The sequence below is a fragment of the Nonomuraea sp. WAC 01424 genome (assembly GCF_003947315.1).
In the GTDB taxonomy this organism is placed as follows: domain Bacteria; phylum Actinomycetota; class Actinomycetes; order Streptosporangiales; family Streptosporangiaceae; genus Nonomuraea; species Nonomuraea spiralis.
The window spans coordinates 216239-236882 of the sequence record NZ_QHHZ01000012.1; the positions used below are offsets into that span (position 1 = coordinate 216239).

Annotated in this window: 21 protein-coding genes; 6 read left to right on the forward strand and 15 right to left on the reverse strand. The window is 72.5% G+C overall.

Going from position 1 to position 20644, the window contains the following annotated elements:
• Nucleotides 1–14 precede the first annotated feature (14 nt).
• Both DMB42_RS31650 and DMB42_RS31655 read left to right on the forward strand, forming a co-directional pair.
• Entirely contained in the window at nt 15–1127 is a 1113-nt protein-coding gene (locus DMB42_RS31650) for an alkaline phosphatase family protein (protein ID WP_125639843.1), read from the forward strand.
• Nucleotides 1124–1936: a sulfurtransferase gene (locus DMB42_RS31655; protein WP_125639846.1), complete on the forward strand. Its 813-nt coding sequence runs from the start codon at nt 1124–1126 to the stop codon at nt 1934–1936. Before DMB42_RS31650 ends, DMB42_RS31655 begins: the two co-directional genes overlap by 4 nt.
• A 22-nt stretch (nt 1937–1958) precedes the next feature.
• Here the strand turns inward: DMB42_RS31655 and DMB42_RS31660 are convergent, their stop codons facing one another.
• The 4 genes from DMB42_RS31660 to DMB42_RS31675 all read right to left on the reverse strand — a co-directional run bounded on the left by DMB42_RS31660 (nt 1959) and on the right by DMB42_RS31675 (nt 6683).
• Nucleotides 1959–4511, reverse strand: a complete 2553-nt coding sequence (locus DMB42_RS31660) for a CHAT domain-containing protein (RefSeq protein ID WP_125639849.1) — start codon at nt 4509–4511, stop codon at nt 1959–1961.
• 67 nt (nt 4512–4578) lie between these two features.
• Complete coding sequence (locus tag DMB42_RS31665) at nt 4579–5040, reverse strand: hypothetical protein (protein WP_125639852.1); 462 nt, start codon at nt 5038–5040, stop codon at nt 4579–4581.
• Complete coding sequence (locus DMB42_RS31670) at nt 5037–5597, reverse strand: RNA polymerase sigma factor (protein WP_125639855.1); 561 nt, start codon at nt 5595–5597, stop codon at nt 5037–5039. The genes DMB42_RS31665 and DMB42_RS31670 overlap by 4 nt, the downstream gene beginning before the upstream one ends.
• Before the next feature lie 72 nt (nt 5598–5669).
• The gene (locus tag DMB42_RS31675; RefSeq protein WP_125639858.1) at nt 5670–6683 is read right to left on the reverse strand and encodes a S8/S53 family peptidase; all 1014 of its coding nucleotides are present in this window, start codon (nt 6681–6683) and stop codon (nt 5670–5672) included.
• A 175-nt stretch (nt 6684–6858) separates the two neighbouring features.
• Here DMB42_RS31675 and DMB42_RS31680 point away from each other — a divergent pair, with 175 nt between their 5' ends.
• Nucleotides 6859–7353 carry a DUF3145 domain-containing protein gene (locus DMB42_RS31680; protein ID WP_125639861.1) on the forward strand — a complete coding sequence of 165 codons (495 nt, stop codon included), beginning with the start codon at nt 6859–6861 and terminating at the stop codon, nt 7351–7353.
• Between the two features lie 160 nt (nt 7354–7513).
• Here the strand turns inward: DMB42_RS31680 and DMB42_RS31685 are convergent, their stop codons facing one another.
• The 9 genes from DMB42_RS31685 to DMB42_RS31725 all read right to left on the reverse strand — a co-directional run bounded on the left by DMB42_RS31685 (nt 7514) and on the right by DMB42_RS31725 (nt 15715).
• Nucleotides 7514–8938 (reverse strand): acyl-CoA carboxylase subunit beta, encoded by a 1425-nt coding sequence (locus DMB42_RS31685; protein WP_125639864.1) that lies wholly within the window; start codon nt 8936–8938, stop codon nt 7514–7516.
• Complete coding sequence (fabF, locus tag DMB42_RS31690; RefSeq protein WP_125639867.1) at nt 8938–10170, reverse strand: beta-ketoacyl-ACP synthase II; 1233 nt, start codon at nt 10168–10170, stop codon at nt 8938–8940. Before fabF ends, DMB42_RS31685 begins: the two co-directional genes overlap by 1 nt.
• A gap of 37 nt (nt 10171–10207) precedes the next feature.
• The gene (locus DMB42_RS31695) at nt 10208–10447 is read right to left on the reverse strand and encodes an acyl carrier protein (RefSeq protein WP_125639869.1); all 240 of its coding nucleotides are present in this window, start codon (nt 10445–10447) and stop codon (nt 10208–10210) included.
• Nucleotides 10448–10535: 88 nt separating this feature from the next.
• On the reverse strand, nt 10536–11492 hold the full coding sequence (locus DMB42_RS31700; protein ID WP_125639872.1) for a beta-ketoacyl-ACP synthase III: 957 nt from the start codon (nt 11490–11492) through the stop codon (nt 10536–10538).
• Nucleotides 11489–12229, reverse strand: coding sequence for an ACP S-malonyltransferase (locus tag DMB42_RS31705; RefSeq protein WP_260478074.1), 741 nt, complete (start codon nt 12227–12229; stop codon nt 11489–11491). Before DMB42_RS31705 ends, DMB42_RS31700 begins: the two co-directional genes overlap by 4 nt.
• 259 nt (nt 12230–12488) lie before the next feature.
• The gene (locus DMB42_RS31710; RefSeq protein WP_125640279.1) at nt 12489–13613 is read right to left on the reverse strand and encodes a CdaR family transcriptional regulator; all 1125 of its coding nucleotides are present in this window, start codon (nt 13611–13613) and stop codon (nt 12489–12491) included.
• Between the two features lie 95 nt (nt 13614–13708).
• Nucleotides 13709–14140 carry a DUF350 domain-containing protein gene (locus DMB42_RS31715; RefSeq protein WP_125639875.1) on the reverse strand — a complete coding sequence of 144 codons (432 nt, stop codon included), beginning with the start codon at nt 14138–14140 and terminating at the stop codon, nt 13709–13711.
• Nucleotides 14141–14163: 23 nt separating this feature from the next.
• The gene (locus DMB42_RS31720; RefSeq protein ID WP_125639878.1) at nt 14164–15309 is read right to left on the reverse strand and encodes a glutathionylspermidine synthase family protein; all 1146 of its coding nucleotides are present in this window, start codon (nt 15307–15309) and stop codon (nt 14164–14166) included.
• A 1-nt stretch (nt 15310) separates the two neighbouring features.
• Nucleotides 15311–15715 (reverse strand): hypothetical protein, encoded by a 405-nt coding sequence (locus DMB42_RS31725; protein WP_125639881.1) that lies wholly within the window; start codon nt 15713–15715, stop codon nt 15311–15313.
• Between the two features lie 90 nt (nt 15716–15805).
• Between DMB42_RS31725 and DMB42_RS31730 the strand changes: the two genes are divergently transcribed.
• From DMB42_RS31730 to DMB42_RS31740, 3 genes are all read left to right on the forward strand, one after another.
• Nucleotides 15806–16828, forward strand: a complete 1023-nt coding sequence (locus DMB42_RS31730) for a PHP domain-containing protein (RefSeq protein ID WP_125639883.1) — start codon at nt 15806–15808, stop codon at nt 16826–16828.
• An 86-nt stretch (nt 16829–16914) separates the two neighbouring features.
• On the forward strand, nt 16915–17643 hold the full coding sequence (locus tag DMB42_RS31735) for a YafY family protein (RefSeq protein ID WP_125639886.1): 729 nt from the start codon (nt 16915–16917) through the stop codon (nt 17641–17643).
• Nucleotides 17644–17719: 76 nt separating this feature from the next.
• Entirely contained in the window at nt 17720–18076 is a 357-nt protein-coding gene (locus tag DMB42_RS31740; protein WP_125639889.1) for a VOC family protein, read from the forward strand.
• A gap of 184 nt (nt 18077–18260) precedes the next feature.
• On the opposite strand, the gene DMB42_RS31745 is transcribed toward DMB42_RS31740, so the two are convergent.
• Nucleotides 18261–19007, reverse strand: coding sequence for a maleylpyruvate isomerase family mycothiol-dependent enzyme (locus DMB42_RS31745; RefSeq protein WP_125639892.1), 747 nt, complete (start codon nt 19005–19007; stop codon nt 18261–18263).
• Nucleotides 19008–19017: 10 nt separating this feature from the next.
• Nucleotides 19018–20517, reverse strand: coding sequence for an alpha/beta hydrolase (locus DMB42_RS31750; RefSeq protein WP_125639895.1), 1500 nt, complete (start codon nt 20515–20517; stop codon nt 19018–19020).
• Nucleotides 20518–20644 lie beyond the last annotated feature (127 nt).

The following is a 20644-nucleotide window of genomic DNA, read 5'->3' on the forward strand; positions in this document are numbered from 1 at the left end:
ACTAGGATGTGGGGATGCTGCCCGACTACGGCACCGGGTCGCTGGCGGACCTCCCCGGCTCGTTGCTGGCCGCCCTCGGCCTGACCGAGCCCAATCCGCTGGCCCTCGACCCCGCGGCGCGCGTCTGCCTGCTCCTGGTCGACGGCCTGGGCGCCGACCTGCTCCGCGCCCATCCCGAGGCCGCCCCGTTCCTGTCCGCCCTGCCCGGCCGCACCCTCACCGCCGGGTTCCCCGCCACCACCGTCACCAGCCTGTGCTCGCTCGGCACCGGCCTGACCCCCGGCGAGCACGGCATGGTCGGCCTGATGCTGGCCGTCCCCGGCACCGGCCACCTGTTCAACTGCCTGCGCTGGACCCTCCCCGGCGGCCTGACGATGGACCCCGGCGAATGGCAGCCCGCCCCCACCGTCTACGAGCGCGCCGCCGCCCAGGGCGTCGACGCCGTCTACGTCGCCCCCGCCGAGTTCGAGGGCTCCGGCCTGACCAGGGCCGTCTACCGCGGCGTGCGCTACGTGGCCGCCGACGGCGTCGACGACATCGTCGCCCGCGTGGGCGTGGCCCTGCGCGCCGCGCCCCGCGCCCACGTCACCGCCTACTACGGCAAGCTCGACGCCGCCGGCCACCTGGCCGGATGGGGTGGCGAGGAGTGGCTGAGCGAGCTGGCCGTCGTCGACGACCTGGCCCGGCGCCTGGCCGAGGCCCTGCCGCCCGGCGCGGCCCTCTACGTCACCGCCGACCACGGCATGGTCAACGCCACCGACAAGATCGACGCCGAGAGCGTGCCCGCGCTGACCGAAGGGGTGGCGCTGCTCGGCGGCGAGGCCCGGGCCAGGCACGTCTACGCCGAGCCGGGAGCCGCCGATCACGTCCTTGAGGCGTGGCGCGCGACCCTCGGCGAGCGCGTGTCGGTAGTGTCCAGGCAGGAGGCGGTCGAGTCCGGCTGGTTCGGGCCCCGGGTGCGCGAGGCCTGGCTGGGCCGCATCGGCGACGTCGTGGCCGTGCCCCGTGACGGCCTGGCCATCACCGCTCCCCGTCGTCATCCGATCGAGGCGCTGTTCACCGGCTACCACGGCTCGATGACCGCCGCCGAGCTCCGCGTCCCGCTCCTGGAGGTGTCCACCCGATGAGTGCGCTGATCACGCCCGCCGAACTCGCCGCGTCGCCCGAGGCGTCCGTGCTCGACGTACGCTGGCGGCTGGGCGGCCCGCCCGGCGTGGAGCTATACCGAGAGGGCCATCTTGCCGGCGCCGTCTTCTGCGACGTCGACGCCGACCTCGCCGCGCCTCCCGGCGCGGGCGGCCGCCACCCGCTGCCCGACGCGGCCGGCTTCCAGCGGGCCATGCGGGCGCTGGGCGTCTGCGACGGCCGTACGGTCGTGGTCTACGACGACGCCGGCTCCACGACCGCCGCCCGCGCCTGGTGGGCGCTGCGCTACTTCGGCCACCGGTCCGTACGCGTGCTCGACGGCGGCCTCGCGGCATGGGCCGAGGCCGGTCTTCCGCTCACGCAGGACGAGCCCGAGATCCGGCCCGGCGACTTCACCGCCAGGCCCGGCGGCATGCCGACGCTCACCGCCGACGAGGCCGCCGCGCTGGCCACCGAGGGCGTGCTGCTCGACGCCCGCGCCGCCGAACGTTACCGGGGCGAGGTCGAGCCGGTCGACCCGGTGGCCGGCCACGTGCCCGGAGCCGTGAGCGCGCCCACGACCGACAACGTCGGCCCCGGCGGCCGGTTCCTCGCCCCCGCCGCCCTCCGCGAGCGGTTCGCCGCGCTGGGCGTGGAGGAGGGGGTCGCGGTCGGCGCCTACTGCGGCTCGGGGGTCACCGCCGCCCACGAGGTGCTGGCCCTGGAGCTGGCGGGCCTGCCCGCCGCCCTCTACGTCGGCTCCTGGTCCAACTGGGTCGCCGACCCCTCCCGCCCGGTGGCCACCGGCTGACGGCCGCTCACCCGGCCGGGTGTCAGCCGGCCGGGTAGAGGGGCCGGTCGCCGGCCCCGAAGCAGACGAACCCCAGCAGCCCGGTCTTGGCCGACGCGCACGCCAGGGCCGCGTCCGGCGCCTGCCCGGCGGCGGCCAGCTCGTGGAAGGCGCTCATCATGGCCATCGCCGCCTCGTCCCCGATGGGCACCATCCCCGCCACCACACACGTGCTCCCGCGCGCCAGGAACGTGCCGGGCAGCCCCAGCGGCGCGCCCTCCGCCGGCGTACGGGCCATGCCCGAGTTGCACGACGACAACACCACCAGCTCCGGCGCCCGGTGCAGCCCCAGCAGGTCGTAGGCCATGAGCTGCCCGTCGTCGAGGGTGATGCCGGACAGCAGCGGACTGCGGGCGTGGAAGGAGCCGTGCGCGGCCAGGTGGAGGACGTCGGCCTCGCCCAGCGCCGCCAGCACGTCGTCGCGGCGGCCGGTCACCTCCCGGGCACCCGGATGGCAGGCCAGCACACGGGCCACCTCCTCCCGCGCGTGGGCCAGCGCCGGACCGGCAGCGGCGCGTACCGCAGGGGCGCCCTCGCGCGCGCGGGCCCGCCGCCGGGCCTCCACCCACGCCGCAGCGCTGGACGCCACGCTGACGGGACGCTCACGCAGCCCCGGCAGCGCGCCCCACGGCAGCGTGTGCAGGGGCCCCACCGGCACCACCACCAGCGGCCGGTCACCCAGCTCGGCCCTGAGCGGCCCGAGCACCAGCCGCTCCAGCTCCGCGCCGGCGGCGTTCAGCTCGGGAAGCGCCTGGGCGGGACGGGCGACGTCGAGCCCCGCACCCCACTGGCGCAGGGCGTGACGCAGCCCCACGACGGACTCGCGCACCTGCCGCACGCCGCCCAGCCGCCGCAGGAGCACCCGGTCGCCGCTGATCAGCACTGCCAGCAACGTCTCCTCATCGGTCACGAACTCGACCAGCGCCGCGCCGTCCAGCGCCGCCCGCACCTGATCGGCCTCCACCAGACCGCACGCGTGCGCCGGCGCCGCCACCGCCCGCCACCGCTCGGCCCACTCGAACACCTCGCCCGCGCACCCGTCGCGCACCGCCAGCCCCAGCCCGAAGGCGGCCAGCCGCTCTCCCGACCGGGCGGCGTGGGCCCGCAGCGCCGGATCCTCGAACGCCTCCACCTGCTCGCTCACCTCGGCCAGCCCGTCACGCACCGCCCGCAGCGCGCCGCTCACGTCCTCCCGCAGCGCCGCCTCCAGGGCCAGGGCATGCTGGCGTACGGTCACCGGCACCTGCGCGAGCTGCATCGCCTGCGGTTCGGGCGCCAGCGGGGTCAGGCGGGTGCCGGCGGGCATCCAGCGCTCGGCCGGCTCGGCGTGCCTGGTGAGCCTGCGGAGCTGGGCCGAGGCCACCGGATGGTCGTCGACGGCCAGCGCCGCCTCCGCCGCGGCCAGGCGCAGCGCCGCGGCGGCGACCACGTGCGAGGAGACGTCCTCCAGCTCGTCGGCGCAGGTGATCAGGTCGGTGATCAGCTCGGGCGTGACCGGCCCGAGCGCCAGCCGGGCACGCAGGACGACCTCGTTGGCCAGCGGCAGCCACGACAGCCGCTCCTGCTCGGCCAGCTCGGCCGCCGCCTGCTCGGCCACCTGCCGCGCCCGGTGGGGGTCGCCGGTGAGCAGCTCGACCTGGGCCAGCTTCAACCGCGCCTCGGCCAGCGCCACCCGCGCGCCTGAGGACTCCAGATCGGGCACGGCCAGGCTCAGCATCGCCCTGGCCTCGCCCGGCAGGTGCGCGGCCAGCAGCGCGCCGGCGAAGTCGGCCCGCATGGTGGCCAGCCGCTCGGGGAAGCCGAACAGGGTGTCCTCGGCCTCCCGGTAATGCTCGAACGCGCCCGCGACGTCGCCGCGCCGCACCGAGAGGAACGGCAGGTTGGCGGCCGACAACCGGGCCAGGTGACGCAGACCGGCGTGCCGGGCGATCTCCAGGCAGGCCGAGATGTCACGCATGGCGGCGTCCCAGTCGCCCCGGTAGGCGTGGATGAGACCCCGGTTGAGCAGGCCGCCGGCCAGGAAACGGCGGTCGTCGACGGTGCCCGGCGCGGCCACGAGGGCCCGCAGCGAGCGGTCGCAGGCGGCGATGGCCTCCTGGTGGCGGCCCAGGTGGGCCAGGGCGACCGCACGCTGCGTGTCGAGCTTGGCGCGGTCGAGCGGGGACAGATAGGCCCACGCCAGGGCGGCCACGCGCAGGGCCTGGAGCGGATGCCCGCGCTCGGTGCGTACGGTGACCAGCGACAGCCGAGCCTGGGCCCGGCGCTCGGCCGGTGCGCCCGGGGTGCCGATGGCCTGCCGCAGGCAGTGTTCGGCGCTGAGCAGGTCGCCCAGCTCACGGGAGGCCAGGGCCATGGCCCGCAGCGCGATCACCTCGGCCTCCGCCGATCCGGCGCGGAGAGCCGCGGCCAGGACCGTGCGGCCGGCGTAGAGGGCCTGCTCGGGGTCGATGTGGGCACGCAGAACGGCCGCCTCGGCCGCCTCTACGAGCGGACCGAAGTCGTCTGCTGATTCTGATGGAGGTGAACTGACACTCATGGGGGGGTGACCGACGGGGACGGGGGAGCGACGGTGTTCGGCGCGGACGGGTGCTTCGGTTGGGGCCTCACGGCCGGATGCGCACCCACCTCGTCTGTACGGGCGCATGACCAGGACGGTGGCACACGACGCTCAGCCACCCAGGAGGCAACCCGGTGGCCGCGAACCGGCCGTTCCGGCCGACTCCACGGGTGAGCGTCAGATGAGGGGTGCGTACGTCGATGACGGTGTCCTCCCCTGGATCGGGGAAGATCTGCCCGGCCACGTCGATCAGCCCGTCGCCCACGGTCACCTCCAGGTCGAAGGTGAGACCGTCGGTGACGAACCGCACCAGATGGGAGCCGTCGTCGCGGGCGGCGGCGCCGCTGCGGGCCGGACGGCCCCCGGCGTGCTCGGCCGGGTTGGCCGTCACCGCCTGCGGAACCCGCAGCCCGTAGACGTCACGCGCGGCGGCCGACACGTGACCGGGCATCGGATCCATTCCGGCGGCCAGCCGCAGGGCGGCCAGGAAGTACTCGTCGTTGATCATTGCGCTGTCTCCTGTAGTGAGAGCAGAGTGCGCAGTTTCTCCAGGCAGCGGGCCCTGGTCGGCCCCACGCTGCCCACGGGCATCCCGAGCCGCATCGCCATCTGCTGGTTTCCGAGATCCGTCGCGACCAGCTGCAGCAGAGTGCGGCAGGGTTCCTGAAGGGCGGACACCGACTTCCACAGCAGGCGCCTGCCGTCGGCCTCCAGCACGGCGGACGCGGGATCGGGCTCCTCGACGGCCCCGAAGGTGGGCCTTCCCTCCGGGGCGCCGACGAGCAGGCCCGACGGCTCCTTACGCAGCAGGAGGAGCGCCTCACGGCGGGTGGTCGTCATCAGCCAGCCGCCCACCCGCGACGGATCGCGGATGTCGTGCATGTGCTGGAGCAGCCGCAGCCAGGCGCCCTGGACGGCGTCGCCGTCGTCGGCCTCGCCCAGCCCGCACGACCGGGCCAGCGCCCACATGCGCGGGCCGAACCTGGACTCCAGCTCGTGCCAGGCGGATCGGTCGCCGTCGGCCGCGTCGTGGAGCAGCTCCGCCGGATCGCGCAAGTCGCTCATGCGGCCTCCTTTCGTCCCGAACGGGGAGGTCATCCTGCCTCCTCGTGATTGACTGAGGACTGAGCGTAAACTCTACAGACTCGCCGGAACGAGAACTCCCAGATCCGGAATTTGCCGGGACTGCCGGGGGTCCAGCACACGATCGACGGCCTCCTTGGCCGGTTCGCGCCGGGCCGCGTCGGCGACGGCCCCCGACACCAGGGCGGCGGCGAACGACGTGCCGCTCCACGCGGCGTAGCCACCGAACTCGCCCGTGTCCAGGAAACTGCTGGTCAGCCAGTCGCCGCGGGCGCAGGCGTCGACCCACGTGCCGTATCCCGAGAAGGGCGCCCGGCGCTCCTGGGCGGCGTCGAGGGCCGCCACACCCACCGCGCACGGCAGGGCGGCGGGCCAGAACGGCCGGTCGGAGGCGGTGTTGCCGGCGCAGGCGACCGTCACCGTGTCCCTCAGCGCGCCGATGGCGTCGGCCAGCAGGGGCGGCGGCCGGTCGTCGAAGGAGTGGCAGCCGAAGGAGAGGTTGAGCACGTGCGGCGGGTCGTCGCGCATGCGGTGGAGCGCGCGTACCACGGTCGCCTCGTCGCCCAGGCCGTCGCCGTCGAGCACCCGGCGGACCCGCAGCCTGACGCCCGGCGCGGTACGGGCCAGCAGACCCGCGATGAACGTGCCGTGCCCGGCCTGCGCCCCCTGCGCGGCGTCGGCACCCTCGGGGCCGAGCCGGGGGTACCAGTCGCCGCCCGACCACCACGGATGCTTGGCCACGCCGGTGTCGAGCAGGGCCACGACCACGTCGGACCGCGCCCGCCCCGGCCTGAACGGCACCGGCGGCACGGGGAACGGCCGCGAGGCCGGACCGCCGAAGAACAGCGGCTGACCGGTGAGCACGTGATTGGGGGAGGCACGGAATCCCCGGTCGCGCAACTCGGCCGTGATCTCACACGGATCGACGCCGGACGACAGATGCAGGACGGTGACACCGTCGGCCTCGGAGACCGCCTGCGTCCAGCGCGCGGCGGCCGACACCGCGCCCCGATCGGCCAGCACCTGACCTGGCCGGATGAACGCCTCGCCGACAGATTGCATGTCCATGAGCGGGTAGTTTCCCCGTCCGCAACACCTGTCACGTGACACGCCCGCACCAACTTGGTATGGCCCCCCTCTGGTGTCCGATGGCGACCGACGGTAGTCTCTCCCTAGTCACTTGTGATCATCCCGGGGCGAGGCCGTTGGGGAAGGCGCACCTCGTACCGAAACGGGAGGTCCGGTGTCTGCTCGTGGCGTCCTTTACGTCCACTCGGCTCAGCCCGCGCTGTGCCCTCACATCGAATGGGCAGTCGCGGGTGTTCTCGGCGTGCCCGTTGATCTGACGTGGACACCGCAACCAGCCGCGCCGAACGTCGTGCGCGCGCAGGCGGAGTGGGAGGGCCGCGCCGGCATCGCGGCGGCCATCGCCTCTTCGCTCATGGGCTGGCAGCGCCTCAGATTCGAGATCACCGAGGATCCCTCGCCGGGCATCGACGGTTCCCGGCACGCCTACACGCCGACACTGGGCGCGTTCACGGCGGTCATCGGCGTGGCCGGGGACATCATGATCCCCGAAGACCGGCTGCGCGCCGCCATGATGATGGCCGGCCAGGGGCGGTGCGTGCTGGAGGACGAGCTCGACAAGCTGCTCGGGCGGCCGTGGGACGAAGAGCTGGAGCCCTTCAGGTACGCCGGGGACGGCGCGCCCGTCCGCTGGCTGCACGCCGCCGTCTGACCTCGCCGTCCGACCTCGCCCCACCTCCCGCTGAGCGCCTGCCGGGCCTCCCGGCCTCCGGGCAGCGAACGGGCGGCAACACGGCCTCCATCATGCGGAAAGGCCCCGCGCCGGGTGTCGGTGCGGGGCCTTTCGTTCTTGAAGCTGGGGAATTGCCGGGTCAGAGCGGGATGTTGCCGTGGGCGCCCCGGGCCGGGGTGGCCTGGGCGAGCACCTTGGCGATCGCCCCACGGGTGGCCGCCGGCTGGATCACCTCGTCGATGACGCCCAGCTCCTGGGCCCGTGCCAGGCCGCCGGCGAGCTTCTCGTGCTCGGCGGCGAGCCGCTGTTCCAGCGCCGGCCGTTCCTCCTCGGAGGCCGCCGCGAGCTCGCGCCGCTTGAGCACGCGCACCGCCGCCACGGCCCCCATGACCGCGATCTCGGTGGTCGGCCAGGCGAACACCCTGGTCGCGCCCAGCGCCCGCGAGTTCATGGCGACGTACGCCCCGCCGTACGCCTTGCGTGTGACCAGCGTGACCCGGGGCACCGACGCCTCGGCGAAGGCGTGCAGCAGCTTGGCCCCGCGGCGGACCACGCCGTCGTGCTCCTGTCCGACGCCCGGCAGGTAACCCGGTACGTCCACGAGGACAACCAAAGGCACTCCGAAAGCGTCACACATACGTACGAAGCGGGCGGCTTTCTCGGCGGACGTGGCGTCGAGGCAGCCGCCCAGCCGCAACGGGTTGTTGGCGACCACACCGACCGTCCGGCCGCCGAGGCGGCCCAGCGACGTGACGATGTTCGGCGCCCATTTGGCGTGCAGTTCGACACCGGCCTCGTCGAGCAGGCCGTTGACCAGAGGCTTGACGTCGTAGGCCCGGCGCGCGGACTCGGGCAGGAAGGAGGAGAAGTCGGCCTCCTCCACCTCGCCGGTACGCACCCGGCCCTGGTGGCCGAGCAGCGTGGCGAGCCGGCGCGCCTTGAGGTACGCCTCGGCCTCGGACTTGGTGACGACGTGCACCACGCCGCTGCGCCTGCTGTGGGGCTCGGGGCCGCCCAGCGCCTCGCTGTCGACGTTCTCGCCGGTGACGCTGCGCACGACGTCGGGGCCGGTCACGAAGATGCGGCCGGTGTCGGCCAGGATCACCAGGTCGGTGAGCGCGGGACCGTAGGCGGCGCCGCCGGCCGCCGGGCCGACGACCACCGAGATCTGCGGCACGAGGCCGGACGCCTTGGTCATGGCCGCGAACACCCGCCCGACGGCGTGCAGCGACTCGACGCCTTCGGCGAGTCGCGCACCGCCGGAGTGCCAGATCCCGATGACCGGCACCCGTTCGCGGACGGCGACGTCGTAGGCGTGCACGATGTGCTCGCAACCCTCGCTGCCCATCGCGCCGCCCTGGAAGCGGGCGTCGCTGCAGAAGGCGACGACGGGCACGCCCTCGACGCGACCCATGGCGGCCAGGACGCCGCTCTTGTCCTGCGGGGTGATGAACCGTGCCGAGCCCTCGTCGAGCAGCGCGGCCAGCCGGACGACCGGATCGCGGGGATCGGCGGACTCCTGGTCGGAGCCGCCGCCCACCGCCCGGTTGTCCAGTACGGTCATCAAGCGCCCTTGAAGACGACGGTCACGTTGTGGCCGCCGAACCCGAAGGAGTTGTTGACCGCGGCGATGTCGCCCTGCGGCAGCGGACGGTTCGCGCCGTGGACGATGTCGACCTCGATGCCGTCGTCGAGGTTGTCGAGGTTGATGGTGGCCGGGACGATCCGCTCCTGCAACGCCTTGATCGTGAAGACGGACTCGATGCCGCCGGCGCCGCCGAGCAGGTGACCGGTCATGGACTTGGTCGAGGTGACCAGCGGGTGGGTGCCGATGGCCTTGGCCACGGCCTGCACCTCGCCGACGTCGCCCGCCGGGGTGGACGTGGAGTGCGCGTTGACGTGCTTGACGTCGAGGCCGGTGACCTCGGCGTCGGTCAGCGCCTGCGTCATCGCCATGATGATGCCGCGGCCCTCGGGCTCGGGCTGCGTGATGTGGTGGGCGTCGGCCGAGTAGCCGACACCGGCGGCGTAGGCGTAGATGCGCGCGCCGCGCGCCTTGGCGTGCTCCTCGGACTCCAGCACCACGATGCCGGCGCCCTCGCCGAGCACGAACCCGTCACGGTCGCGGTCCCACGGCCGGGAGGCGCCCTGCGGGTCGTCGTTGCGGGTGGACATCGCCCGCGCGGCGGCGAAGGCCGCGATGTTGAGGCCGTGGATGGCGGCGTCGGTGCCGCCCGCGACCACCACGTCGGCACGGCCGAGCCGGATCATGTCCATGGCGTAGCCGATCGCCTCGGCGCCGGAGGCGCAGGCGGAGACGGTGGCGTGCACGCCGGCCTGGGCGCCCAGGTCGATGCCGATCCAGGCGGCGGGGCCGTTGGGCATGAGCATCGGCACGGTGAAGGGCGACAGCCGGTTCCAGCCGCGCTCCTTCCACGTGTCGTAGGCGGTCAGGGTGGTGGTGATCCCGCCGATGCCGCTGGAGACGACGACGCCGAGCCGCTCAGGGGCGACTTCGGGGGCGCCGGCGTCCTGCCAGGCCTCCCTGGCGGCGACCAGGGCGAACTGCTCACTGCGGTCGAGCCGGCGGGACTCCGGGCGGGGCAGCACCTCGGTGGGGTCGACCGCCGCCGTCCCCGCGAAACGCACGGGGACGGAGTCGATCCACTCCGTGGTGAGGGTCTCCACACCCGACTGACCGGCGAGGAGCGCCGTCCAGGTCGAGGTGACGTCTCCACCGACGGGCGTCGTCGCGCCAAGCCCGGTGACGACGACACGTACCCGGTTCGCACTCACGTTTTCGCGCTCCTTACTGGTCAGAAATGGTTGTTCGTCAGGCCTGGATGAAGTTGAGCACGTCCTTGACCGTCTTCAGGTTCTTGAGCTGGTCGTCGGGGATCTCGACGCCGAACTCGTCCTGAGCGGCCACGGCGATCTCGACCATGGACAGCGAGTCGATGTCGAGGTCGTCGACGAAGCTCTTCTCCGGGGTCACCTCGCCGGCCGGAATGCCGGTGATCTCGTTGATGATCTTGCCGAGGCCCGCGAGGATCTCCTGCTCGGTGGCAGCCATGTCGCTAGTTCTCCTTCTGATTTTTCTGGATTCTGTACGGCTTGCGCCGTACGAGCTCTGACAGGTACGGCGGACGCCGTACCGGATCCTACGGAATCTCGATCACTTGGCCCGCATACGTCAGACCGGCGCCGAAGCCGAGGATGAGCGCGAGGTCGCCTGAGCGGACCTCGCCGCGCTCCAGCATCCGCGAGAGCGCGAGCGGGATGGAGGCCGCCGAGGTGTTGCCCGCGGTGACGATGTCGCGGGCGACGACGGCCTTGTCGGCCCCGAGCTTGCGCGCGATGGCCTCGATGATCCGGAGGTTGGCCTGGTGGGGAACGAACGCCGACAGCTCCGAGGGGTCGACCCCGGCGCGGGCGCACGCCTCCAGGGCCACCGGGTGCAGCGCGGTGGTGGCCCAGCGGAAGACCGTCTGGCCCTCCTGGAAGAGGAACTTCGTCCGGTCGGCGATGGAGATGGCCTCGGACCTGTCGCCGGAGCTGCCCCAGACCACGGGACCGATGCCGGGCGTCTCCGTCGGGCCGACCACCGCGGCGCCGGCGCCGTCGGCGAAGATCACGGCCGTGGACCGGTCGGTCCAGTCGACCCACTGCGACAGCTTCTCCGAGCCGATGACCAGCACGTTCCTGGCTGCGCCCCCGCGTACGGCGGCGCTGGCCGTGGCGAGCGCGTAGCAGAAGCCGGCGCAGGCGGCGTTGACGTCGAACGCGCCGGGGGACTTGATGCCCAGCCGGTGGGCCACGACCGCCGCGGCGTTGGGGATCTGGGTCTCCAGCGTGCACGTGGCCACGATCACGAGATCGACCTCGTCGGGGGTCAGCCCGCTGGCGGCCAGCGCCTTGCCGCCGGCCTGGACGGCCATGTCCTCGACGGACTCACCGGCCGAGGCGACGCGACGCTCCTTGATGCCGACGCGCGACTGGATCCACTCGTCGTTGGTCTCCATGTTCTTGGCCAGGTCGTCGTTGGTGACGACGTTGTCCGGCTGGTAGTGGCCGAGGGCCAGAATCCGGGCGCCGGGGGCGATGTCGGGGATCCTCACTTGATCAGCTCCCTGGCCGCGTCGAGGTCGTCTGGGGTCTTCAGCGCCACGGTCTCGACGCCGCGCAGGCCGCGCTTGGCGAGCCCCGTCAGCGTGCCGCCGGGCAGCAGTTCGATCATCCTGGTCACGCCCAGCTCGGCCATCGTCGCCATGCACAGGTCCCAGCGGACCGGGCTGCTGATCTGCGAGATGAGCCGCTGGACGAACTCGGCGCCGGAGGCGGCGGGCCGCCCGTCGGCGTTGGACAGCAGCGTGACCCGCGGGTCGCCGGGCACGACGTCCCAGGCCGCCTCGCTCAGGGCGTCGACGGCGGTCGCCATGTGGCTGGTGTGGAACGCTCCGGCCACCTTGAGCGGGATGAGCCTGGCGCGGGCGGGCGCGTCGTCCTTGAAGGCGGCGAGCTGCTCCAGTGTGCCGCCCGCCACGATCTGGCCGGCGCCGTTGATGTTGGCCGGGGTCAGTCCGTGGCGCTCGATCGCGGCCAGTACGTCCTCCTCCACGCCGCCGAGCACGGCGGTCATGCCGGTCTCGGTGACGGCGGCGGCCTTGGCCATGGCCTGGGCACGCGCCCGGACCAGGCCGAGCGCCTGCTCGTGGGTGAGCACCCCGGCCAGCGCGGCCGCGGCGAACTCGCCCACGCTGTGGCCGGCCAGCACGTCGGGCACGGCCCCCAGCGCCTCGGCGGCGGCCAGTGCCGCGGCCACGAGCAGCGGCTGGGCGACGGCCGTGTCGCGGATCTCGTCGGCGTCGGCGGTCGTGCCTTAGGCGACCAGGTCGATCCCCGCGACCTCCGACCACGCGCCGAGTCTGTCGGCCAGACCGGGCAGCTCGAGCCACGGGGTCAGGAAGCCTGGAGTTTGGGCGCCTTGGCCCGGAGCGACGAGTACAAGCACAAAAACCACCATGCCCTGTAGAACTTCGACACGCGGATGGAGATCCGTACGAACTTTGTCCGGGGTGATTTGTAGGAACCCTACAGTGAAGATTTCGGGAATGTTACGTTAGAGCCCGCCAGGTCGCGGCACCCTCGGAAAGCCTGCCCAGAATGAGGCCGACCTGAAGCGTGAAGGCCGACCTGCCCTCGGTGGGCTGGTAGCCCGTGAGTTCGGTGATCTTCTTCAGACGGTAGCGGACCGTGTTCGGGTGTACGAACAGCAGCCGGGCCGTCGCCTCCAGGGAGGTGCCCTGTTCGAGGTAGGTGGCCAGCGTATCGAGCAGGGGGGTGCCCGCCAAAGGAAGGTAGACGTTCTCGATGAGTTGTTCCCTGGCGTCGGCGTCGCCGTCGAGCGCGCGTTCGGCCAGCAGGTCCTCGGCGTGCACCGGCCTGGGGGCGTCCGGCCAGCCCGCCGACGCCTTCAGCCCGGCCAGCGCGGCCCGCGCCGAGCGTGCGGCGGCGTGCAGGTCGGGCACCTCGGGGCCGATGACGATCGGGCCGACGCCGAAGCGGGCCACGACCTGCCGGGCCGCGTCGTGCACGCTGTCGGCCCCGCCCACGATCACGATCAGCCGGTCGGCCTGCACCCCGGCCAGCAGGTCCATGCCGATGCGGCGGCCCTTCTCGCGCAGGCCGTCGATGACCGCGCGCGGGTCGTCGTCGGGGGCGTGCCCGGCGATCACGACGACGGGGGAGGAGGTCCAGCCGAGGGCCGCGGCCCAGGAGTGGAGCCCGTCGTCGACCTCGCCGCGGACGAGCGCGTCGACGATCAGCGCCTCCAGCCTGGCGTCCCAGGAGCCGCGGGCCTCGGCCTCGCGGGCGTAGACGTGGGCGGCGGCGAAGGCCACGTCGCGGGTGTAGCGCAGCATGGCCTGCTGGAGCTGGTCCTCGCCGCCCGGCGCGGCCAGCTCGTCGGTCTGGGCCTCGACCACCTCGACCACGATCCTGACGATGTCGACGGTCTGCTGGAGCGAGATCGAGCGTTTGAGCTCGCGCGGGGCCGTGCCGAAGAACTCGATGCTGGGCGTGGGCCGGTTCTCGCCGGCGTGCTGGAACCACTCCACGAACGCGGCGATGCCGGCCTGGGCCACCAGGCCCACCCACGAGCGGTCCTCGGCGCTGAGCGCGCGGAACCAGGGGAGCTGGTCGTCCATGCGTGCCATCGCCGCCGTGCCGAGCGCGCCCATCGCGCGCTCGAGCCTGCGCGTCGTGTCCTCCCGGGTCCGGTCTGTCACGCCTCCTAGAGTGCCAGGTCGGTTCCGATGACCGGAACGGTGGTGTTTCAGATGACCGCAACCGCCGTGATCAGGCCGATCGCCACGTGGGTCACCGCGAGCAGGCGCGCGCCCGGCTGGAGCTCGGGCTCCTTCACCAGCTCACGTACGGAGATGCCCACGACCTTGTCGAACACCAGCATCGCCACGGTCTGCACCACGATGCCGACCAGGCCGAACACGGCCGTGCCCGCGAGCCCTTCGGCCAGCCGGCCGCCGGAGGACCAGATGGAGGCGGCCACGATGAGCCCGATCGCGGCCAGCGCGGACGTGGTGAGCAGCGTGGCGTTGGCGTTGCGCTCGGTACGGATGATCTCGCTCAGCTTGCCGGGCGTGGCCCAGTCGATCACGTAGAAGCCGATGATCAGCAGGACCACGCCGACGGCCGCGTAGGCGGCGATGGCGCCCGCGCCGCGGGCCAGGACTTCGAGAAGAGTCACGTCATTTCCAATCAAGGGGGGCTTCAGCCCGCTATGCGATGCGGAACGAAAGAGGAAGTGTCGTCGGTGATCAGGCCGGTGGTCTCCCTGATGCCGAGCCCGGCGGCCTCGTCGGCGACCATCCAGGCGCCGAGCACCGGCCGCTGGCCCTCGAACGCGGGCAGGGCCTCGAAACCCTGGAACACGTAGCCTTCCCGGCCGTAGCGGCCCGGGGTCTCCTGGGTGCCCTCGGGGGTGACGATGCGCATCGACGCGCCCTCCCTGCCGAGCAGCGGCTTGGCGATGTAGGAGGTCAGCTCGCGCGGCCCGTCGAGGTAGGCGGGCAGCAAGTTGGGGTGGCCGGGGTATAGCTCCCACAACACGGCGAGCAGCGCCTTGTTCGACAGCAGCGTCTTCCACAGCGGCTCGATCCAGGTGGAGTGACGCACCGCGTGGCGGCCGAAGTCGTCGGCCAGCATCCACTCCCAGGGATAGAGCTTGAACGCCGAGCGGATCATCTGGTTCCCGGCGTCGACGAAACGGCGGTTGAGGTCGTCCCAGCCGATGTCCTCCATGGCCACGGCCACCGTCGTACGGCCCGCCAGCTCGGCCGTCTCCTGGAGGTAGGCGACCGTCATGGCCTCCTCGCCCGTCTCGTCGGCGTTGGTGAAGGCGAAGTGCGTGGGGCCGGGCGGCAGGCGCAGCTCGCGCCAGCGCTCGATGAGGCGTTCGTGGATGGAGTTCCACTGGTCGTCGCCAGGGTGGGTGTCCTGGAGCCAGAACCATTGGATCACCGACGACTCCAGCAGCGACGTCGGCGTGTCGGCGTTGTACTCCAGCAGCCGGGCCGGGCCCGTGCCGTCGTAGCGCAGGTCGAAGCGGCCGTAGAGGTGGGGGTCGCGGCGCTCCCACGAGCGCGCCACCTCGTCCCTGGCCCACTCGGGTACGGCGAAGTCGGCGTAGCGGCCGGTCGAGACGACGTGCTCGACGGCGTGCAGGCACATCGCATGCAGCTCCTCGACCTGCTCCTCCAGCGACTCCACCTCCTCCATGGACAGGACGTAGTGGACCGACTCGTCCCAGTAGGGCCTGCTCAGGCCCTCGGGGTGGGCCGCCCGGTGGTAGGCCAGGCCCTGGCCCTCGATCGTCTTCTCCCAGCCCGGACGGGGATCGCCATGCTCGCGGCGCACGTCAGCTCCCGCCGCCCCAGCTGTTGCCGAAACCGCCGCGCTGGATCGACTTGCCGTTGCGGCTGGAGATGGTCACGTCGGACGGCCGGAGCGTGGTGCCGCCCTGCATCCGGTTGCCGACCCGGGTGCCGCCGTAGTACCACATGTACGCGCCACGGGAGCCCGCGTAGTAGTGGGACCCGCCGCTGCCGCCGTCGTCGTCGCAGTAGTCGTCGTCGACGACCTCGTACGTGCCGTCGTCGAGCCGTATCACGCAGTCGGCGGTGACGTCGTCGTCGTCGGACGTGGCGGCGCAGTAGCCCACCAGCATCACCGAAAGGACCCCGAGAACGGTCAGAGTTACGACCTTGGACGCCTTGCGCGGCGGCGGCGGCGGTGCGGCCGGCTTGTGCGGCGGGTGTGCCATCTAGCTCCTGCTTTCCTGGGCCGATCAGCCTATAGGTCGGGCTCGTCCCCGTTCAATGCCGGTGGTCGTCCGCTCGGGTATGAATGACTCATGCAACCGGTCCAGGCCCTGCGCGAGATCGCCTTCCTGCTCGAACGCGCAGGTGAGCCCACCTACCGGGTCCGCGCGTTCCGCCGCGCGGCCGCGGTCGTGGACGACCTGCCGGAAGGCGAGCTGGCACGGCTGGCCGGCACCGGCGGGCTGGGCGACCTTCCCGGCATCGGCAAGGTCACCGCCCTCGTGATCAACGAAGCACTCGACGGCCAGGTTCCTACATATTTGCGTAGGTTGCGCGCCACCGAGGGCGTCGAGCTCGACGCGGAGACCGCGGCCCTGCGCGAGGCGCTGAAGGGCGACCTGCACAGCCACTCCGACTGGTCCGACGGCGGCTCGCCGATCGAGGAGATGGCCGAGGCCGCCGTGGGGCTCGGGCACGAGTACTGGGCGCTGACCGACCACTCGCCGCGGCTGACCGTGGCCAAGGGGCTGTCGGCCGAGCGGCTGGAGCGGCAGCTCGACGTGGTGGCCGGGCTCAACGAGCGGCTGGCGCCGTTCCGGATCCTGACCGGCATCGAGGTCGACGTGAACCTCGACGGCTCGCTCGACCAGGACCCGGCGCTGCTGGAACGGCTCGACGTGGTCGTGGCGAGCGTTCACTCCAAGCTGCGCATGGGCCGCGAGGACATGACCCGCCGCATGGTCACCGCCGTCGCCAACCCCCTGGTCGACGTGCTCGGCCACTGCACCGGGCGGGTCGTGCAGGGCGGGGGCGAGCGCGGGGTCAAGCGGCCCGAGTCGGAGTTCGAGGCGGAGCTGGTCTTCGAGGCGTGCCGGCGGTTCGGCGTGGCCGTGGAGATCAACTCCCGTCCCGACCGGCTCGACCCGCCCAAGCGGCTGATGCGGCTGGCGTACGAGATGGGGTGCGTGTTCTCGATCGACTCCGACGCGCACGCGCCCGGCCAGCTCGACTGGCAGCGTTTCGGCTGCGAACGGGCGGCCCGCTGCGGGATCGAGGCCGAGCGCGTCGTCAACACCTGGCCCCTGGAACGGCTGCTGGAGTGGACTGTGGCGTGAGACCTGGGTGTCGGCCCGGTTAGGCCGGGGTGGCGCGGGCCGCGCGGGCCCGGCGATTGTCGGTGGCGGCGCGTAGCGTTCCGGCTGTGAACCGTACCGACCGGCTCTATGCGCTCGTCGAGGACCTGCGCGCCATCTCGCCACGCTGCCGTTCCGCCCGCGAGCTCGCCGGGCGGTTCGAGGTCAGCGTGCGCACCATCGAGCGCGACATCACCGCGTTGCAGGAGTCCGGGGTGCCGATCTACGCCGAGCCCGGTCGCAGGGGCGGCTACGCCCTCGACAAGAAGATGTCGTTGCCCCCGCTCAACTTCACCCCGGCCGAGGCGGTGGCCATCGCGGTGGCGCTGAGCCAGGCCGGCGACCAGCCGTTCGGCCGCCAGGCCCGCAGCGCCTTACACAAGGTGGTCTCGGCCATGCCGGGGCGCGAGGGCGACCTGGCCAGGGAGCTGGCGCGGCGGGTGCAGCTCGTCAGCCCGCCGTCCGAGCCCGGCCCGCAGGCGCGGCCGCTCGGGGCCGAGGGCATCTCCCGCGCCATCGAGGAGGCGCTGCTGCGGCGGCGCGTGCTCAGGCTCGACTACGCCGACGCCAAGGGCGCGCTCACCTCGCGCGACGTCGAGCCAGGGGTGTTCCTGGGCGGGCGCGGCGGCTTCTGGTACCTCGTGGCGTGGTGCCGCCTGCGGGAGGACGTACGCGTCTTCCGGCTCGACCGCGCCGCCGCGGCCGTCGTCACCATGGAGCGCTGCCCCGACCGGCCGCTCGAAGGCTTCGCCCCCGACGTGCCAGAGATGGTCGTCCACGGAACCCTGCTCGACTGAAGATGCGAAAACACCGACATAGGGTTGTCGCCAAAGCGATACATCGTTGTCTTGTTCGAAAGACGAGGAGACGACGATGGACAACACGGTGACCTGGTTCGAGGTCGCGACCGACGACCCCGAAGGCGCCGAGCGCTTCTACGGCGAGCTGTTCGGTTGGTCGTTCGACAAGGGCGGCGACGGCCCGCTCGACTACCGGCTGATCAACTACCCGGGCGGGCAGTCCGGTGGCGGGCTGTTCAACACCAAGGGCGACCTCCCCGCCCACGCGGTGTTCCACGTGCAGGTGGCCGACGTGGAGGCGTCGTGCGCCAAGAGCGAGTCGCTCGGCGGAAAGGTGGTCATGAAGATGATCGGCGAAGACGCCGGCACCGACTTCGCCTACCTGCGTGACGTCTCAGGGAGCCTTTTCGGGATCTTCCGCCGCAGGTGAGCCGCCCGGCGGCCGAGGCCGCCGGCTCCCGTTCCCGCGATCGCGCCCCCGGGGAAGCACCTTCCCCGCCCAACCGGGGCCGCGCGACGGGTTCGTTCCGGGAGTGGTTCACCCGCCCTGGACACGCCGCCGATCGCCGAGCGGCGGCGCGTCCAGGGCCCGTTCGTCCCCGTGCGAGGGGGTTTCAGAAGGCGGCGGCGGCCAGCCAGCGGGTCAGCAGGTCGCGGTCGCCGAAGACGGCCGCCGACTCGAGGGGGCGCCGGCCGTACAGCAGGAGGAGCAGTTCGCTCGCCGGGCCGCGTACGGCGGCGTCGCCCTTGGTGTGGCCGCGCTCGCAGGTGACCGCCCCGGCGGGGCCCTGCGTGATCGTCCACTCGCCGTCGACGTCGCTCGCGTGAAGGTGGATCGTGGCCCCTTCCGCGCCGAGCTCCGCCAGCGACGAGGCCATCCAGGTGGCGTACGGCAGGTTGTGCAGGAACTCGTCGATGCCGTCCACGGCGGTGGCAGCCGGGATCACCGGGTCGAGGCCGAGCGCCAGCTCCGCGTCGGCCCGGTGTATCACCAGCTCGAAGAGCATCCTGGGCGGCCACCACCCGGCCCGCCGGTCCGGCCCCCAGGTCCAGACCTCAAGGGCGGGGTCGGTGGTGCGCAGCACGTCCAGCAGGTCGGCGGCGCCCGCCATGAGCCAGGCGGCGTCGCCGTTCTGGCCCTCGGCCAGCCCGCTGGGCACCTGACGCGACCAGATGCGCTCTTGCACCTGGTCGCGCAGCACGTGCGTGGCCCAGCGATGCGTCCGGCCGACGTGCGTGACGAGCTCGCCGAACGTCCATCCCGGGCACGTGGGCAGCGGGACGGACAGGTCGGTGGCCAGCGCCGCCAGCCGCGCCGCCTCTTCCTCGATCCTGGGGATGAAGGTGTCGTTGTCTGTCACCCGTCACACACTAGGCCGCCGGACAGGTCGCGCCCTTGCTCGGCAGCGTGCCCTGCACCAGATACGCGTCCACGAGCTCCTGCACGCACTTGCTGCCCGACAGGTACGCCCCGTGCCCCTCGCCCTCGTACGTCACCAGCCGCGCGGTCCTGAGCTGGGCCGTCAGCCGCGGCGCCCACTGGTACGGCGTGGCGGGGTCGCCCCGGCCGCCCACGACCACGATCGGCGCCGACCCGGTGGCGTTGACGTGCCGCGCCTGGTTGCTGCCCTTGGCCGGCCACACCCGGCACAACCCGCCCGAACCCTCGCTGCCGAACAGCGGCGAGATCTTCAGCGCCGCCGCCTCGGTACGCCGCAGCTCGGCCTCGCTGGGCCGCTCGGCGGTGTCCACGCAGGTGATGGCCGGGAAGCTGGTCATCTGGGTGGAGTAGGTGCCGTCCTCGGCGCGGCCGGTGTAGGAGTCGGCCAGGTACATCAGCGCGTCGCCCTGCCCCTTCAGCGCCTGTCCGAGTGCCTTCTCCAGGAACGGCCAGGTCAGCTCCGAGTACAGGGCGGCGGCCACGCCGGTGGAGGCCAGGCCCTGGGTGAGCTTCCGGCCGTCCACCTGCAGCGGCTTGGCGGCGAGCTCGTTCATCAGGTTCTCGACGTTGGCGTTCGCGGTGGTCACGTCCTTGCCGACCTCGCAGCCGCCCTTGACGCAACTGCGCAGGAAACTCTCGTACGCCTTCTGGAAGCCGCGGGTTTGGGTCAGCGTGCGCTGCTCGAAGGTGACCGTCGGGTCGAGGGGCGCGTCGAGCAGCATGCGACCGACGTTCTTGGGGAACTCGGTGGCGTAGACGGCGCCGAGCTGGGTGCCGTACGACATGCCGACGTAGTTGAGCTTGGGGTCGCCCACCGCGGCGCGGATGCGGTCCATGTCGCGGGCGGCGTTCACGGTGCCGACGTAGGGAAGGATCTTGCCGGAGTTCTCCTGGCAGAGCCGGGCGAACTCCTTGTTTGCGTCGACGCTCTCCTGGTGCGTCTGCGCGTTGGAGGGCAGCGTGTCCAGGCTGACGAACCTGTCCATCTCCGCGCTGTCGCCGCACCGTACGCCCGAGCTGCGCTCGACGCCGCGCGGGTCGAAGCTGACCAGGTCGTAGTGGGCGCGCAGGCTGGTGAGCGCCTTGGCGGCCTGGTCGAGGGTGTCCACACCGGAGGCGCCCGGCCCGCCGAAGTTGAACACCATCGAGCCGAGCCGCTTCTTCGGATCGGTGGCCGCCAGCTTGATGAGCGCCAGCTCCAGCTTCTCGCCGTCAGGGCGGGCGTAGTCGAGCGGCACCGCCAGTTTCCCGCAGCGCACCGAGGCGTCCTGCTGGGCCGGCGGCTCGCCGTCCGGACGTTTGATGTCGGTGCACGGCCCCCACGAGATCTTGTCGGTCTCGGCCACGGGACCGTCGGTGGCGGGCTCGGCGGGTGCACTCGCGCAGCCCGTGGTCGTCACGAGCAGGGCGGCCGCTAGGACGCGTCGCATACGAACATTCCCCTTCGTGTCTCCGGGGGAAGCAGTGCCCACGATACGGGACCTGGCAGCAAACCTGGGTGAGGCGGCACGTACCCCTCCTGAACGTGCCGCCTCAACCATCAAACGGAGCGGAGGG

What these genes read in the sequence shown, in the direction of transcription:
- DMB42_RS31710 (WP_125640279.1), bottom strand. Translation starts at nt 13,613, where the DNA reads ATGGGCGCGCTCGGCACGGCGGCGATGGCACGCATGGACGACCAGCTC.
- DMB42_RS31650 (WP_125639843.1), top strand. Translation starts at nt 15, where the DNA reads ATGCTGCCCGACTACGGCACCGGGTCGCTGGCGGACCTCCCCGGCTCG.
- DMB42_RS31750 (WP_125639895.1), bottom strand. Translation starts at nt 20,517, where the DNA reads ATGCGACGCGTCCTAGCGGCCGCCCTGCTCGTGACGACCACGGGCTGC.
- DMB42_RS31725 (WP_125639881.1), bottom strand. Translation starts at nt 15,715, where the DNA reads ATGGCACACCCGCCGCACAAGCCGGCCGCACCGCCGCCGCCGCCGCGC.
- DMB42_RS31655 (WP_125639846.1), top strand. Translation starts at nt 1,124, where the DNA reads ATGAGTGCGCTGATCACGCCCGCCGAACTCGCCGCGTCGCCCGAGGCG.
- DMB42_RS31730 (WP_125639883.1), top strand. Translation starts at nt 15,806, where the DNA reads ATGCAACCGGTCCAGGCCCTGCGCGAGATCGCCTTCCTGCTCGAACGC.
- DMB42_RS31685 (WP_125639864.1), bottom strand. Translation starts at nt 8,938, where the DNA reads ATGACCGTACTGGACAACCGGGCGGTGGGCGGCGGCTCCGACCAGGAG.
- DMB42_RS31660 (WP_125639849.1), bottom strand. Translation starts at nt 4,511, where the DNA reads ATGAGTGTCAGTTCACCTCCATCAGAATCAGCAGACGACTTCGGTCCG.
- DMB42_RS31665 (WP_125639852.1), bottom strand. Translation starts at nt 5,040, where the DNA reads ATGATCAACGACGAGTACTTCCTGGCCGCCCTGCGGCTGGCCGCCGGA.
- DMB42_RS31695 (WP_125639869.1), bottom strand. Translation starts at nt 10,447, where the DNA reads ATGGCTGCCACCGAGCAGGAGATCCTCGCGGGCCTCGGCAAGATCATC.
- DMB42_RS31670 (WP_125639855.1), bottom strand. Translation starts at nt 5,597, where the DNA reads ATGAGCGACTTGCGCGATCCGGCGGAGCTGCTCCACGACGCGGCCGAC.
- DMB42_RS31675 (WP_125639858.1), bottom strand. Translation starts at nt 6,683, where the DNA reads ATGGACATGCAATCTGTCGGCGAGGCGTTCATCCGGCCAGGTCAGGTG.
- DMB42_RS31740 (WP_125639889.1), top strand. Translation starts at nt 17,720, where the DNA reads ATGGACAACACGGTGACCTGGTTCGAGGTCGCGACCGACGACCCCGAA.